Raw genomic sequence first — 14,916 nt, 5'->3', positions numbered from 1 at the left:
CGAAAGCATTAACTGGTGTCGATGGCGGAGCCAGTGCCTTTCCGTTTCGAGACCGACCAAGTGATGGGAACCGCCATCCTTGGTCCTAAAGGGCTCGCAGGCAAGCGGCAGACCCGGCTGCGCGAAACCTCAACCGCCGTGCGGCTGTTGAACCCGAGGTAGCACCCAGATCATGCAGGCATCCTCCTGGATCTGGAGCGGGAGGTCAGCCATGGCCGCTTCAACGATCGAACAAACAGGCAGGCACAGTCTGGTGCGGCAAAAGCGCCAAGCCGTTCTGGCGCAGATCCTCAGTGCGTTGGAAGCGCTGCAGAGGGCGGGCGTAGCGGCGCGCGTGATCATGCCCCTGTGGGACGACCAGCCGGTCGAGTTTCTGGCGGACGCGCCAACCATGCCGGTCAAGGCCCTCGTCGCGCGCCTGTTGAAGCGAGGTATGGGCACCGTCATGCACGACGTCATCTTCGTGGGCGACCTGGAGCCGGACCATCTGGCTGCTCTGCAGGCAAAGTCGCAGGACCTGGATGCGCTGCGCCAGCAACGGCGGGACGCGGCGTGACCGGCCGGCCGCTGAAGCGGTAAAGTGGACAGCCAGCCAAGGGCGGTTGACCAAAGCGAGCCGAACCCCCACCAAAGGAATCTGCGATGGACCTGCACCCAGCCCTTTCTCCCGGCCGCACCGCCGTCATCACCGGAGCGGCCAGCGGCATAGGGCTCGCCATCACCTGCCCTCCCGGCGACACCGCCTACAACACCAGCAAGGCCGGGGTTAAGGTGGTCACCGAGGCGTTGGCTCACGAACTGCGCAACACGGACGGGTGCCAAGTCACCGCACACCTGCTGATCCCCGGCTTCGTGTACACCGGCCTCACCCGCGCGCGCGGAGTGACCGAAAAGCCCGCCGGCGCCTGGACGGCGGAACAGGTCGTCGATTTCATGCTGCCCACCATGGCGGCCGGAGACTTCTACATCCTGTACCCGGACAACGACGTCACGCGCGAGATGGATAACCGGCGCATCCGTTGGGCTGCCGAGGACATCGTCCGCAACCGGCCGCCGCTCTCCCGCTGGCATCCAGATTTCCAGGATGCCTTTGGCGCCTACATGGCTGCCGATAATCCGCAGGAGTGAGGCTCGCATCGGTGGGGCTGCATCTCCGTCACACGCGATCCAATGGCGCCGCTGAAGGTGGGAAAAAGCGTGGTGGTGCCGACCGACAATCTTTCAGTAGCGGTAGGCACCGCCGAACAGGTCCCCAAGCGCACGGCGCAAGAGGATGGTGACGCGGAAACGCCGGCGATGCTCTTCGCGGTCGTGGAGCATGTGGCACCGCTGGCAGAGCGCCACCAAGTTGGCCGAGCGGTTGTTGGTCGGATCATGGTCCTTGTGACAGGCCGCCAGGATCACCCGTGTCCGTTTCATCGTGACCGCCTCGACGATGTCAGGCCAAGGCGCTTGGTGACCATGGCTGTCGCGCCAAGTGCCGACATCGCTGTCGTACCAGCGGCCGTCCGGCAGGCACCTGACTTCGCGGCCGTGAGGGCGGGCGCAGTGCTGGCACCGCCCCTCCGCCACTACGAACCGGATACGCTGGCTGATCTGTGGCCAGTCGATCGGATACAAGAAGCGGTAGCGTCTCTGGATCGGCATGCGCCATATATAGCATAGAACGGCATTTGAGGTGAATGCTGTTGATTGGCTTGTGACGGTCACTTTGAAGAACCGACAGCGTGGCTGATAAGGGGATACCTAGTCCAGACGCTTGGTCGAGGGGCGACATTGACTCCGCGGGAACAACCTGTAGCATTATCCAAAGGGGAGCGTCAAACGGGGGTGGATGTGGACCGAGCGGGCAATAGTGCGGTGGCGTTGATGATAGGCGCCAGCGTTCTGGTCGGTGGATGCAACGCCCAAAACGCGAAGGAGGCCGGCGGTGCTTTTGGCACCGTGTTGGGCGTGGTTGTCGGCGCCGCGATCGGCGGCAACAGCGACATGGGAGCAGCCGGCGGTGCCCTCTTCGGTGGTGTGGCAGGCTTCATCGCCGGCTCCCTGGTGGGCCAGATCATCGATGACGTCGACCGGGCCAAGCAGCAGGAAGCCACGCAGGCGGCGCTGAACGACGGCACGACGATGCACTGGGCGAGCCCGAAGAACTCCGGCGTCTACGGCCGGACGGAGATCGTCAGCACGCGAACCGTGCCGATCGGCTCGGCGGCAACAGCCGGCACGCAGACGGTCAAGATGCCGATCTCCGAGACGCCTTACCATGGTCCCGTGGTCTACTGTGATCCGCAGAACGGAAAGCCGTACCGTCTGGAAGCCCCCCGGTGTCCAGGCAATGGCGGGGTCGTCGAGATCTCGGCAGCGAGATACGCCGCCATGGTTCCCGATGCGATGCCTTCGATCCGGAAAGCCGAGACGGAAAAGCCGACAAGGAAGGAGAAAGTCCAAACCGCTTCGCTTCCATCGGACATGCCGCTGAAGCCAGCACCAGCCTCCCAACCGTTGGCCGTAGCGCCGATGGAAACGGTCTGCCGCATTGCCCGCGAGGTGGTGTGGATCGAAGGGAAAGAGCAGGTCGATCAGGTCGAGTATTGCCGCGCGCCAGGCGCCTCGGCTTGGCAAAAGAAGGCGGCATGAGGTCGAGCATCGTCCCGTTGGCTGCGCTGCTGTCCAGCGTCCTATCGGTGCCAGCGAGCGCCATAAACCTGGAGCAGCGGTCGGCGGCTGGGCAGAGCATCCTCTGGGTCACCGGCGAGTTCCTGCAGCAGGACGGGCCCAAATTCAGGCGGGCCGTGCAGCAGGCCGGACGCATCGACGAGGTATGGTTTTCCTCACCCGGCGGCAACGTCATGGCGGCGTTAGAGATCGGCCGTTTCCTGCGAAAATCGGGGCTGGCGACGCGGGTGCCGAGAGGGGCCTCCTGTGCCAGCGCTTGTACTTATGCCTTCATCGGCGGGGTGTTCCGGGCAGTCGATCCGGCCGCCAAGGTCGGCGTTCACAACAGCACCGTCAGCGGTAATGACGAATTGATCGCCAAGGTTACCCGAATGATTCGTGAAAACGGAGCCGCCGGGGCTTACGCCGTCGTTAACATCGTCGAGCGCGCAGCCGCATCGATTGCGGCGGAACAATCTCGTTACCTGATGGAGATGACGGTGTCGTCGGAGTTGATGCGACCGATCACCGACACCTTGAGCGTCGACATGCATTGGCTGACGCCGGCGGAACTCCGACGCTACAATGTCGTGAACGAATAGGCGCTGTTGGGTCAGAGCCTCTGCTCCGACTTGCCCTCTATCATCACATCTATCGGCCGATGAGAGCCTCGACTTGTGGGGCCGTAACAGCCTGCTTCGAAAGTGGCGCTGATGGTGCGATGGTCGAAGGCCTCGGCTGTTGAGAGTGAACCCCACTGCGGGTGGCTGCCGATGTGGACGCCCGAAAACCGCCGGCTAGTTGGTGCTTACGGCGCCGGCTAGGCTTTGAGCGATGACCAGTACCGCCTGATCGAACCGTTGATCCCACCGGTGAAACCCGGCGGTCGTCCTCGCAGCACGGACGGACATGCGACGATCGCTGGATGCGCTGTTCTACGTCGTGCAGACCGGTTGCCAATGGCGCCACCTTCCACCGCCGCCGGCCTATCGATACTTCCGGGCTTTTCTGGAAGCCGGCGTGTGGGAGAGCCTGCGCCATCACTTGGTGGTGATGCTGTGCGAGCAAGAGGGCCGCGCTCCTACCCCGACCGCCGCCATCATCGACACCCAGAGCGTCAAGACGACGTAAAAGGTGGCTCCCGAGGCTTTGACGCGGCCAAGAAGGTCAAGGGCCGCAAGCGTCACATCGCTGTCGATACCTCGGGCTTCCTGCTCGGCATCATCTTCCATGCCGCCGACACTCAGGACGCCGATAGCGCCGTAGCGTTGCTGACACGGATCAAGCGGCTCTACTGCTGGCTGCGTGCGATCTTCGCCGACAGCATCTACAATCGGATGCCGGTCATCCTCGCCTGCTTCCTGCTCGGGCTGACGCTGATCATCTTCCGGCGCGTTGCTGGTGGCGGCTTCATCCTCGTTCCCCGCCGCTGGATGGTCGAACGTTCCTTCGGATGGTTCGGAAGATGGCGACGCTTGTCCAAGGATTACGAGGAACGAACCGACGTTGCAGAGGCCATGGTCACTTTTGCTGCCATCAGGATCATGCTGCACCGCCTCGTCCACCCAAACCGCAAGCACCTCCCGTCACCTGGCTTTTGAAACGGACTGTCAGGCCGCCAAGCAGGTACGGGTACTTGGGATGCTCGGGCGCGGGCTTGCTGGTGTTGGGGCGTTGATAGATCGCCACCAGCCCCATGCATTCATAGAAGCATCAGTGTGCAGCGGCTTGGTTTCATCATAGTGATCGTTGTTGAGGAATACACTTTTTATTCTCTGTTCACCCACCGATATTGAGCCCACCCCAAACGAAAATCATAATTGATGACGTCGAAAGTCAGGATACCCGGAACCGGCACGTTGTTATGTAGGCTCTTCGATTTTGGCCGGAACTAGCGGTGGCCCAGGACGATCTCTGATCAATTTCCTGCCTGGGTCCTCAGGAATCCGGAGCAGAAGGAGGGCTTTTGATCCAGACCGGAGCGTTCCTAAGCCGAGTCAACAAAAGTTTCGCCAGACCGTCGCCGACATAGTTGAAGTAATGGCCTCCGAACGCCGCGTGAGCATCCAGGAATTTGCCGCGGGCGATGGTCGCATGCAGTAGCGGGACGACATTGGTCACGTCGGGGTCGAATGCGGCGATGGCGTCATCGAATGCTCGCCTTAAATTCCCTAGTCCCCAATGCTTACAAGGGTAGGCAGGAGTGATGTTGAGCGCGCGCCGGACAAACTCGAATGAAAACTGGCCGAAGGCAAGTACGAGCCCGGGCTGAAAACTCTGTAGGTCTGTTCTCAACCCTTCAAGTGGAGATAACAGTTCCCTGTTCGTCCAGTCCAAAGCGGTCGGCCGCGGCTTTACCGCGGCGTCTGCGACAGCATTGCGAACGAACAGGTTCTGGTCATCGAGGCGCAGTGCCCCACTGCGGAAAACCCGATCCTGGATGCGATCCCAGACTGGCGTCCAGATGCTGTGCCGTGTCGGGTGTCTGTCGTCGAGCGGGAACTTCAACTTCAGCGCCCATGGCCCCGGATTTGAATCGCCTATCAACCATATCGGAGAGGCGGCAGAGCCGTTGAAAGGCTTCATTGGTGCTGAATCCTGCGCAAAGCGGCTTTCCCTTCAAGGGGCTGCATTCCATGTTGCGTGCTCACGTCGTCCCCAATGTGTTTCCAACTCCAACGTGAATTTTGCGGAGGTGAGGACGGCCGTCAACATCCTGGCCCAGACACCCATTCGGCTGACGCTGGTGGAATACAGGACTGGTCCGTTGGGGAAACCGCCTCGGGAGCGGAGGAAGCAGTCTTAGCCCTGGCGCTTCTTTCCTGGCAGTGTGGCGTTATCTCGACCCATATCGTCCTATCTCGACTTGGTAAGAGCGTTGACAAACCCTTCATCCCAGTTGGCTTCGGTGGCGATGTCACGCGAATATCCGCTCGTCATCAGGCGATACGGAGACAAGCAATGGCAGACAAACAGCGGGTTCGGCGCTACCGGAATGGTGTGGTCCCGGTAAACGAAAAGAAGGTCAGGGCAGCCATCTGCCGGTTCAATGCGGCCCATCCCAACCGGGCGTTCACCAACGATGCGCTGGCGGCGGCGGTGACGGAGCGTGGTGTGTCCTGCAGCCTGAGCAACATCAAGAGTCTGCTGCGCGGCCAGCCGACCCGTAAGGAGGTCGTTGAGATCGTTGCTGACCTTCTCGGCGTTTCCGTGCACGACTTCGTCGACCTTATGGAGCGCATCAACGGGTGCGACATCAGCCTCGATCTTCGAGACCACGCCCATGAGCGCATCGTTGCGCACCTGCAGCGCTTCCGGTTGCCCTTGAAGGAGTTTCCGGAGGAGGTGCTGTTGCAGGTGGTCCAAGAGGCTGACCGCATCGCTGGACCAACCGCATCGCGGACGGTGAAGACGTTGGAAAAGGCCGACGTGCTGGATCGCGTTGCGAACGTCATCACGCAGGTGTCTGGGATGCTCCCGACTGAACGTTTCTCGGCGCTGGCCCGGCTCCGGGATCTCCTGGATGACCTGCATTCCGAGGGCGTCCACCTGCTCATTGGCCGGTATGTCGAGCGTTACTACGACGAGGATAGTCTGGAACTGATGGGCATGGGCATCGAAGCAGAACCCCAACTCCGCGCTGTTCTTGTACTGCATTTTTCCGACGCCACCGTCGAGCCGACCTTCGAGATTGATCGATCCGATGAGCCCACGTACTCGGCGCGGCTCGAGGGCCTCGACCTGGACGACAGCGCGGAAGCCAACCGACTTCTGGCCCGGCTTGAAGGTTGGAACGGGGGGCCGATCCACGCGGCGTTCGCGCCGACGCCGGCATGATCTACGCGAGAGCCAGGGAAGGGCTGTCATCCAGCAGCCCCTCCTTGCCTCCGATGGTCTTTCCGCGACAACATTGCCGTTGCCAGATGTCAGCCGCACTTCAGACATCGACTTTTCCGACCATAGAAGGCGGGGGAGCACAATCTTAACTATTGCCACCAAACCAAGACAGCATCCATTATCCAACGAACCAGAGCCGCCTACCACCTGTTGCTGCATCGCAGCCAGAGACAGAACATGCTGATCACTCCCCTCAAGGCCGAAGGGATCCACCATCGAGAAGTGGCCGGGATCGATACGCTGTCGAAGTTGCTGCCGCCACACTGGTACGGCTATGCCAACCTGGAAGCCGCCACCCCGGACACCCACCCGAAAGAGATCGATGTCGTCATCGTGCTCGACGACCGCATCGTCATCGCCGACATCAAGGAGTGGGGTGGTCAAGTCGCGTCCGATGGCCAAAAATGGTATCAGAACAACAAGGATATGGGGGCATCGCCGGTCCATAAAATCAATAATAATGCGCGCGTCCTTTCCAGCATGATAAACCGACACTTGACTCATATGCGCGTCAAGGACGCGGTGCCGCGGATCGACTCCTGTGTCATCATGGTCGGTTCAGTTGACTTCCGAAAAATTCATGAAAGAGAACGTCGTTTCGTCTTCGGTATCGACGACTTCTGCAAGATGATCGTCGACGTCGAAAAGAGAAATCGGGCGCTGACGAACCGGGGGGTAACGAAACCCGAACAAGCGCTGACCAGGAAGGGCGGTCCCTGGAAGGCGCGATTCGACCAGATTTTCTGCAGCGGAAACTACTTCAAGCCGCGCAACCGGATTTTCGATGCCTATCGCGTGGTGTCCGATGTCATCCACCGGCATGGCGAGATCTATGCCGAGTACGATGCCCAGGAGACAGAGGCCGCCGATACCAGCGGCCTGCTGCGGTACTGGGATTTTTCCAAGTGCGACCCGAAATTCTACAGTGCCGAAGGGCGCGCCGGCATCATCGGTCGCGAACGGACGGTGCTGAACCACCTCCTGGAGCGCAGCCAGGACATGGAATATGCGCTGCTCCGCCAGAAGGTCACCGACCCGGAAAAGGGGCTGCGCTACTGGGAGATCTTCGAGCGCCGGCGCCAAACCCAGCGCCTCAGCCGCTTCATGTCCGGCGAGGGCCGGACGATGGCGAAGAACGTGCGCATCGACCTCGTGCGCACCATGCTCGCCAACGCCGCTCGCATGCACGCGCTCGACGTCTCCCACTGCGACATCGGAGATCACAGCGTCTGGGTTGAATTGCCGTCCACCGTGCGCTTCTCCCACCTGTTCGCCGCCCGCATTCCCGAAGGCAGGACGATCGCCGAGGACCGGTACTCCCTGCTGGCAAAGCCAGTGTCCTATCCGGAAACGCAGTCCGGGCAGGTCAGCAGCCCCTTCGCCAAGGACGTCTTCCTGCTCGGCTGCGTCGCCCATCGGCTTCTGCTTGGCCGTGAGCCGGACGCTGTTCAAGGCGCAAGCGCGATTTGGGCCCCTGCCGCCGATTCGAACGGCTCGTTCGCCAGCCTCCACCCGTGGCTGGAACAGGCGCTGGATCCCGATGTCAGGAAACGCTTCCCCAACGCCCAGGCCATGCTGGACGCCTTCAACGTGGCGACCAAGCCGCTCCAGGCGGACGCGGAGACGCTCGAACGTCTGCATCGGTTCCGCACCCATGAAGACCTGATCGAATTCATGGAGACTTATCCATCCGTCAAGACGATTTCGTCCAGCGAACGCGGCAGGCTCTACCGTTCTGTCGAAGACGGCGATCAACTTGCGGTAAAATTGTGGAACCGTGTTAACTGGTTGGAAGAAAGGACCGACGGCTCCCGGCTCCTCGCCTTTTGCCAACGGGCCCGGGACTTGGCCGACCTCGCCCTTGACGGTATCTGCCGCATCCGGGATGTCTCCTACCTTATCGACCGCGTGGCCGTCGTGATGGATTGGGTGGAAGGCCCGTCGCTTCAGGACCTGCTAACTGCCCCGAAGGACACCGGCCCCTTGCAGGGCACGCCGGCGATCGTCGACTTTCTGCTACGCCTGATCGGCATCGTCGATGGCCTGCATGCCCAGGATCTGGCGCATGGCGATTTGTCCCCGGCCAACATCCTCTGTCCACCGAGGGATACCGCCGCCGATCCTGGCGCCACTTCCGACGGGGGGAGGGCGGCCGCGGTGACCCCGGTTCTGATCGACGTCGTCGACCTGCCCGGACCGGGGGAGGGAGAGCGCTACACCCTGGAATACGCACCGAGAGAACCCGCCACGGCTTTCCAACGCGACCGGTGCGGCGTGCTGGTGATCGCCGAGAAACTGCTGGAACGGTGCGAACTGGAACCGGAGAGCCTGGCTCCACTGGCGCAGGCATTCGGCACCTGCCGGGAAAAGGAACCCGTCTTCGCCACCTTGGCACCGCTCGCGGATGCCTTGAGCGCCTTGCGACGGCCTCGCGGGAACGGCGGGCTGCTCCTGACCATCGCCATCCCCGAAGGCGTCTCCGACGACTTCCTGCTGCGGCCGGATGCCGGCGAATACCACATCGGCGTGCGGCGCCAAGTGGGCGAGAGGATGGTGACGGTGACGGGGGCCAGCGCCCGCCTCGCCATCCATCTCACCCGCGAAGGCCGGCCCTGGCGGGTGTCTGCACTCGCGTTGTCGCAGGACGAGGTCGGCTTGGCGCAGCGTCATCGCTGCTGCGGTGTCGCGGCCACCATCCTCTTCCAGAGGGGAATGTTCACCGACCCGGAAAGCGTGCGCCCATTGCTCGATCTGCCGGAGGTCGCTGCCGAACTCCAGTCGCGCAAAGGCGGGCAGGCTGCGGATCCGGTAGCGGATGAGGAAACCGGGATCGAAGACGGGCTCGATACCGACTTCAACCTGGACGAAGAGGCCGAAGCCGCAGCGACCGGCCGACCGCCGGCCGGGACGCCGGCCGTCGATGTCGCGGGTCTGTGGCGCACGCTCATGGACGTCGAACTGGAGGACGTGGTCGAAGCGCACATCGACCATGAGGTCGACTTTTCCATCTCCCGCAAACTCATCCTGATCCGTTGCCGAATGCTGCACGGAGCCTTGGAGTTCGATGCCGACGACCGGGTCAGTGTGAAGACGCCGAACCGGCACGGCGACTGGGTCCATGTCGGGGTGCTGGATGTCGGCGCCACCCGGGGCAACCTGGCCGCGATCGACTCGCCCCGTTACCGATCCTTCGACGGTTCGAACCTGTTCGCCCTGGGGAACCGCCTGCGGTTCGAGAGCCGGAAATCCATAGAAAGCCGCAACCGACGGGAACGTGCGATCACCCGCATCCTCGGCGGCGATGCCGCCATCAAGAACCTGGTGGACCACTTCACCCACCGGGATTCCGTCTGGCCCATAAGCGTGAAGGGTGCGGCCGTGCCCGACGGCAAGTACCTCGAAGGTCGATACCGCCTCAACGAATCCCAGGTTCAAGCCTTCCAGATCCTCTGGACGACCGGCCCGCTGGGCCTTCTTCAAGGCCCGCCGGGAACGGGGAAGACGACCTTCATCGCGGCCATCATCCACCACGCGCTGACCGTGGGCGGCGCCCGTCGCATCCTTCTGGCGAGCCAAGCGCACGAAGCGGTGGACAACGCCGCCAAGGGTGTCATCGACCTTTTCGCGGAAGCCGGGGAAACCATCAGCCTGGTCCGGGTCGGGTACAAGAACGACCTGTCCGATACGGTGCGCCCCTATCATAAGGACAGCCTGGAGCAGCGCTACCGCGATGAGTTCCGCGCTCGCCTCAAGGAAAAGATCATGGTGGTTGGAGAGCGGCTCGGGCTGCGGACATCCTACCTGGAGTCCTTCCACCATCTCGTGACCGCGGTCCGGCCCGTCCTGAAGAAACTCGGCGCCCTGGCCAGCGAGCAGAAGCACGGCCCGAGGCCGGAGAATGACCGCAACCGACGGGGAAGCGGAGAACGGGCCGAACTGGAGGACACCGTGTTCCGGCTGCTCGCCAACATCGGCTTGTCGGCATACGAGATTGCCGCCGTCGGTTACCTCGCGGTTCCCCAGGTCTTCATCAACAATGACGAAAACGCAGGTCTGGAAGGGGCCAGCCAGGATGCAACCGGCCAGGATGCCGCTACCGCCGGCGATGCGGACGACCCTGAATGGGTCGCCGAGGCTCTGAACGACGAAGACTTCCCCGATGCCGAGGATGAGTTGCAGAGCGACATCCCGGTGCGCAAGAAGCAAGTCCTGGATCTTGGAGAGCCGAACACCTTCGAGGTCCTCGCCGAAGCGCTCGCCCGCAAGCAGCAAATGCCCATCATGCCGGATCAACTGCGCCGCCTGGTCTCGGCCGTCGACCTGATGGACGACTGGATCGGTCACGTCGGCTCGCGCCATCGCAACTTCGAGGAGTTTCTGGTCGGCACGCGGCAGATCGTCTGCGGCACCTGCGTTGGATTGGGCAGCCTTTCGCTCGGCCTCAAGTCCAACTTCGACCTCGTCATCATCGACGAAGCCGCCCGTTGCACGGCTGGTGAACTGGCGGTGCCGATGCAGTCCGGCAAGCGTGTCATTCTCGTCGGCGACCACATGCAACTGCCGCCCTTCCATGTGGGCGAATACGTCGCGGAGACGGCGAAGCGCATCGGCATTCCGCGGGAGGAAGTCCGTCGCAGCGATTTCGAGCGCACCTTCACGTCACCGTACGGCCGAGCCGTCGGCCAGACGCTTCGGATCCAGTACCGCATGATCGAGCCGATCGGACGCCTGGTGTCGGAGGTCTTCTACCGGGACTCGCCGCTGAAGCACGGACGGGCAGCCCCCAAGGTCCAGGAGGGGACCTGGCCCGGGAACCTGTCCAAGGCCGTGGTGTGGATCGACACGGCAAAAGCCGGCGCCCGTGCTTTCGACACCGAGGTGAAGCACTCCAAAAGCCGGCAGAACACCGCCGAGGAGCGCGCCGTCATGCGGCTGCTGCGCGATCTCGACCGGCATGAGCCCTTCCAGGCATGGCTGCAGACGAACAAGGCAGCGGACAAGCCGTTGGAATATCCGATCGGGATCATCTGCACCTACATGGCTCAGGTGAATCTGATCAAGAAGAGCCTTCTGTCGGCGAGGATCAGCCTGGCCCTGCGCGAATCGATCCGGGTCGATACGGTCGACAGTTACCAGGGCAAGGAAAACCTGATGGTGATCCTGTCGCTGGTCCGCAACAACGAAGACGGTCCGCAAGGCGACGCCGGCAAGACCATCAAGCAGGGCTTCCTGTCCCAGCCGCACCGGATCAACGTCGCCTTGTCTCGCGCCATGGACCGCCTCGTCATCGTCGGGACGTCGAAAGGCTGGCCGGCGGGAAGCCCCATGGCGGCGGTGGCAAGCAAGGCGCGCGGCTTGCAGGCGGAAGGGCTTGCCGCGTTCCACGATGCGGAGGAGAGGTAACGGACGATGTCAGAATCGGCATTCGACCCCGATTTCGGGGATCCCTTCGATGACGCGGAGGATGTTGACGGGGAAAACGACGGAGCGTTGGAACTCAACCGCCTGGATGTTCGCCTGCCGTGTCGCGTATACAGCATCCGCTACAAGGCAGCCGTTCTCAGCAATGTGCCTTTGCCCGTAGAATTTCTGCTGCGGCTGCTTTACGAGATCGATGATCTTTCGGAACCGGAAATCGGAGACTTCTTCGGGTTTTCGGTAACGGAGCGTGATTACGTCATCAATCGAGCCTATGACCTGGGATTCGTCGAACGCAAGACCGGGCGCATTCACCTGTCGGCACAGGGGCGCAGACTGTTCGATGACGGCTTCGGCCGACCTCGCATCGGGGAAGTCGAGACGACGCATGCATGGGAGACCTTCGACCTGATTTCGTTTCAGTCGGTGCGTCACCGGCCGCTTGGCAATTTCGAACGGGGCTTCCCCCTGCTGAAGGTGACGGACGAGGAAACCGTCTCGTCACCGGTGGATCGGATTCGCAAGGTCTTCCATCGGACCTTCGACGAAATCCAGGCGAACCGGAAGAACATCAACGATCCGATCAAGCATCTCTACAGCGTCGACGACGTGCAGCCCCGTGATCGGGTCTGGACCCTGGTGCCCGTCAGCGTCCGCCTGACCGAGGACAACGAAGTCAATCCGGACCTCGGTAACTGGATGTCTGCGGCGGCCCTGCGAGAGCGTTCGGACGTGGTCCGTGCCTGCACCGATCTGCTGGAGAGCACCATCGTCTCCGATGACTCTACGGAGAAGGCGTTCCGTCTCCTGGTCGAATGTGCGCCTGAACAGGTCTCTCCGTTCCAGTGGCGGGACGGCTTCAACCCGGAGGCGCTGCTTGACCGAATACGGATGCAGTCTGATGCTTCCGGCAAGGCATCGACCCTGCGTGTTGCGGGCACGATCTGGACACCGGCCAACCGGAAGCGGATCGTCGAGACGATCACCCAATGGAAGGCGGCGCAGCCCGGATCGGCGCGGCCGCCGGCCGCGATCTGGTGGAAACCCTCGATTCCCCATTGGGGATGTTCGGCGGAGATGAAGGGTCTTGTCGAGATATTGCGGAGCCAACTTCGACGCGCGGCGCCGGACGCCGGCGAGCGCGGCTCACCCATGACCAGCGCCGAGCACCGGGAGGGGGCCGATGGCTTCGAGGTGGTTCTGGTCTCCCAGAACGAGCAGGATCTCGCCCGTCGGTTTTCGATGCTGTTCGACACGATCCTCACGCATAAAGGCGGTTTGCAATCACTCCCGCCTTCGTTCGAGATGCTCCTAGTCCCTGGATGCTGCTTCGTGGCGTTGGTCCACACTCCGCTTGCCTACGGCACCGGATACCCGGTGCCCCTGGGGGTGGTTTCTCACAACCCTTCCAATGTCCGCAACGCACACCAAGTGATGATCGATCTCATTGGGAAGCGCGGGTTCAACGCAGCGCTCGGAGCACGGAACAAAGACTGGAATCTTGTCCTGGAGCAGTTGCTCACCCTCCATCCCTGACAAGAAAATTGAAGAGCGATGCCCTTCATCTTCCGCGACGATACGGACACCATCCAGCACGTCGGCTGGTGTTCTCCGGGATCCTGGCGAGACCTCAAGGACGACTGGAGGATGCTGAGGAGAGCGCGATAGGTGTTAGGCAAACAACGCTAAGGTAGAACGGGCTGAGAACACCGGGATGTGCCTTCCTGTCCGTCATCCCGTCCGGCATTCAAGTTGTCCGGAAACCCGTCAAAAGCGGATGTTGCCGGACAGTTTCCGAACTGGCCGCCAAAGGTCGGTTTCCCGGACAGTCGCGTGGGAGTCCAGCAGACAAGCCGCCGTTCCGGTTCAGTTCACCCTTCCCGTTGTTTACCTAACACCTATCGCGCTCTCCTCATCCTCGGCACGAGGCATGGCGATGCGGGGCTCCTTCCGCTCGACATCGCGGATTCGCTTCGCCGCAGCGCCGAGCGGCGTGTGCCCCTGCCATGGTTCCAGGTTCGCGATGGCGTGGCGGTGCAGACCTGCAGCCGGTGCGGAAGCGTTCTCGCGCCAACGCTGTCGGCGGAAACGTTGCAACAGCACTGGGCGGGGTCCGGGATCGGCTCCGGCCAGGCCACCTTCAGGATACATCGCTGGGTCCGCCGGGGAGAGGCGATCCTGGGCGGACCGTTGACGGTGCCTGGCCGGCCAACCCGGGATCGTATGCCGCTTGAACAGTGGTTCGCGATCGCTGCCCAGGAAGCCGGCTGATGCCGTTCAAACCCGGCAATCCCATCAACCGATGCCTCCCACAACCAGCGTTCACCGGAGAGTCCCATGTCGAGAGAGCAAACGGCCATCATAGCCTATCATGAGGCTGGTCACGCGGTGATGGCGATGGCCAACGGCTTCAGGGTGACCAGGGTGGCCTGCGTCGCGAATGCCGACAGCCAGGGACACACGGAATACGAGGTCCCCAATCCTCCAACGATGGAATCGCATAGAGGCGGGGCTCTGGTCGCGGCCGCCGGCTTGGCTGCCGATCGTCTACACGCAGAGAAACTCGGCGTCGCTCACAAGGAAGGCTCAGAAGGATACTTTGGAGATCAGGATAATGCTTCAGTTCATCTTCATGAGTTGGGGCATGATGGCCAGTTCCCACTCTATGTCGCTGTTGCCAGACATTTTCTGGGATTAGGCCATGTTTGGAAGTTCGTCGAACTTCTTGCTGAATTGCTCATGGAAACTGAAGAAATCAATGGTCGGGATTTTCTGCATGATCTCTCCCAGCAGGTTCCGAGAGTCGAACCGACGGTATTCCAAGTCATCGAGATGGCGATAGCACAGAGCGAAGGCAGGATAGGCTGACCTGCCAACTTTCGGAAGTAGACACATCCAGCCCCAGGGTTCCGGTTCTGTGTCAGATCGACATAGATGCCCACCTGT

11 protein-coding genes and 1 pseudogene are annotated in these 14,916 nt (G+C 62.0%); 10 read left to right on the top strand and 2 right to left on the bottom strand.

Features of this window, described 5'->3' with window-relative positions:
• The first annotated feature begins 211 nt into the window (after positions 1-211).
• Both AL072_RS32840 and AL072_RS32835 read left to right on the top strand, forming a co-directional pair.
• Positions 212-556, top strand: a complete 345-nt coding sequence (locus tag AL072_RS32840; protein WP_045586306.1) for a glycosyltransferase family protein — start codon at positions 212-214, stop codon at positions 554-556.
• Positions 557-642: 86 nt separating this feature from the next.
• A complete protein-coding gene (locus AL072_RS32835; protein WP_144428471.1) occupies positions 643-1,128 on the top strand; it encodes an SDR family NAD(P)-dependent oxidoreductase in 486 nt (161 codons plus the stop codon).
• Between the two features lie 93 nt (positions 1,129-1,221).
• Here AL072_RS32835 and AL072_RS35430 read toward each other — a convergent pair whose 3' ends face one another.
• Complete coding sequence (locus tag AL072_RS35430) at positions 1,222-1,419, bottom strand: hypothetical protein (RefSeq protein WP_245637110.1); 198 nt, start codon at positions 1,417-1,419, stop codon at positions 1,222-1,224.
• A 450-nt stretch (positions 1,420-1,869) separates the two neighbouring features.
• On the opposite strand from AL072_RS35430, the gene AL072_RS32825 reads away from it, so the two are divergent.
• The 4 genes and pseudogenes from AL072_RS32825 to AL072_RS34765 all read left to right on the top strand — a co-directional run bounded on the left by AL072_RS32825 (position 1,870) and on the right by AL072_RS34765 (position 4,256).
• Positions 1,870-2,637 carry a hypothetical protein gene (locus tag AL072_RS32825; protein WP_052710502.1) on the top strand — a complete coding sequence of 256 codons (768 nt, stop codon included), beginning with the start codon at positions 1,870-1,872 and terminating at the stop codon, positions 2,635-2,637.
• A gap of 17 nt (positions 2,638-2,654) precedes the next feature.
• A complete protein-coding gene (locus tag AL072_RS32820) occupies positions 2,655-3,257 on the top strand; it encodes a COG3904 family protein (RefSeq protein WP_158511130.1) in 603 nt (200 codons plus the stop codon).
• Between the two features lie 307 nt (positions 3,258-3,564).
• Positions 3,565-3,630: pseudogene (locus tag AL072_RS36395) on the top strand (hypothetical protein); the annotation flags it as partial.
• Positions 3,631-3,677: 47 nt separating this feature from the next.
• Positions 3,678-4,256 carry a transposase gene (locus tag AL072_RS34765; protein WP_245637109.1) on the top strand — a complete coding sequence of 193 codons (579 nt, stop codon included), beginning with the start codon at positions 3,678-3,680 and terminating at the stop codon, positions 4,254-4,256.
• Between the two features lie 337 nt (positions 4,257-4,593).
• Here the strand turns inward: AL072_RS34765 and AL072_RS34760 are convergent, their stop codons facing one another.
• The gene (locus AL072_RS34760; RefSeq protein ID WP_144428470.1) at positions 4,594-5,241 is read right to left on the bottom strand and encodes a hypothetical protein; all 648 of its coding nucleotides are present in this window, start codon (positions 5,239-5,241) and stop codon (positions 4,594-4,596) included.
• A 375-nt stretch (positions 5,242-5,616) separates the two neighbouring features.
• On the opposite strand from AL072_RS34760, the gene AL072_RS32805 reads away from it, so the two are divergent.
• From AL072_RS32805 to AL072_RS34755, 4 genes are all read left to right on the top strand, one after another.
• Complete coding sequence (locus tag AL072_RS32805) at positions 5,617-6,492, top strand: hypothetical protein (RefSeq protein WP_045586309.1); 876 nt, start codon at positions 5,617-5,619, stop codon at positions 6,490-6,492.
• 237 nt (positions 6,493-6,729) lie between these two features.
• Positions 6,730-11,955: an AAA domain-containing protein gene (locus AL072_RS32800; RefSeq protein ID WP_045586310.1), complete on the top strand. Its 5,226-nt coding sequence runs from the start codon at positions 6,730-6,732 to the stop codon at positions 11,953-11,955.
• 6 nt (positions 11,956-11,961) lie between these two features.
• On the top strand, positions 11,962-13,506 hold the full coding sequence (locus AL072_RS32795; RefSeq protein ID WP_045586311.1) for a hypothetical protein: 1,545 nt from the start codon (positions 11,962-11,964) through the stop codon (positions 13,504-13,506).
• 801 nt (positions 13,507-14,307) lie between these two features.
• Positions 14,308-14,838 (top strand): M41 family metallopeptidase, encoded by a 531-nt coding sequence (locus tag AL072_RS34755; RefSeq protein WP_144428469.1) that lies wholly within the window; start codon positions 14,308-14,310, stop codon positions 14,836-14,838.
• The last annotated feature ends 78 nt before the right edge of the window (positions 14,839-14,916 follow it).

Origin of the sequence: Azospirillum thiophilum, from assembly GCF_001305595.1 — a bacterium.
GTDB lineage: Bacteria > Pseudomonadota > Alphaproteobacteria > Azospirillales > Azospirillaceae > Azospirillum > Azospirillum thiophilum.
The sequence above is the reverse complement of the archived record's forward strand: the minus strand, read 5'-3'. Positions and strand labels throughout refer to the sequence as shown.

Coding starts and splice junctions, on each gene's coding strand:
- AL072_RS32800 (WP_045586310.1), top strand. CDS start 6,730: ATGCTGATCACTCCCCTCAAGGCCGAAGGGATCCACCATCGAGAAGTG.
- AL072_RS32840 (WP_045586306.1), top strand. CDS start 212: ATGGCCGCTTCAACGATCGAACAAACAGGCAGGCACAGTCTGGTGCGG.
- AL072_RS34760 (WP_144428470.1), bottom strand. CDS start 5,241: ATGAAGCCTTTCAACGGCTCTGCCGCCTCTCCGATATGGTTGATAGGC.
- AL072_RS32795 (WP_045586311.1), top strand. CDS start 11,962: ATGTCAGAATCGGCATTCGACCCCGATTTCGGGGATCCCTTCGATGAC.
- AL072_RS32825 (WP_052710502.1), top strand. CDS start 1,870: ATGATAGGCGCCAGCGTTCTGGTCGGTGGATGCAACGCCCAAAACGCG.
- AL072_RS32835 (WP_144428471.1), top strand. CDS start 643: ATGGACCTGCACCCAGCCCTTTCTCCCGGCCGCACCGCCGTCATCACC.
- AL072_RS35430 (WP_245637110.1), bottom strand. CDS start 1,419: ATGAAACGGACACGGGTGATCCTGGCGGCCTGTCACAAGGACCATGAT.
- AL072_RS34755 (WP_144428469.1), top strand. CDS start 14,308: ATGTCGAGAGAGCAAACGGCCATCATAGCCTATCATGAGGCTGGTCAC.
- AL072_RS32805 (WP_045586309.1), top strand. CDS start 5,617: ATGGCAGACAAACAGCGGGTTCGGCGCTACCGGAATGGTGTGGTCCCG.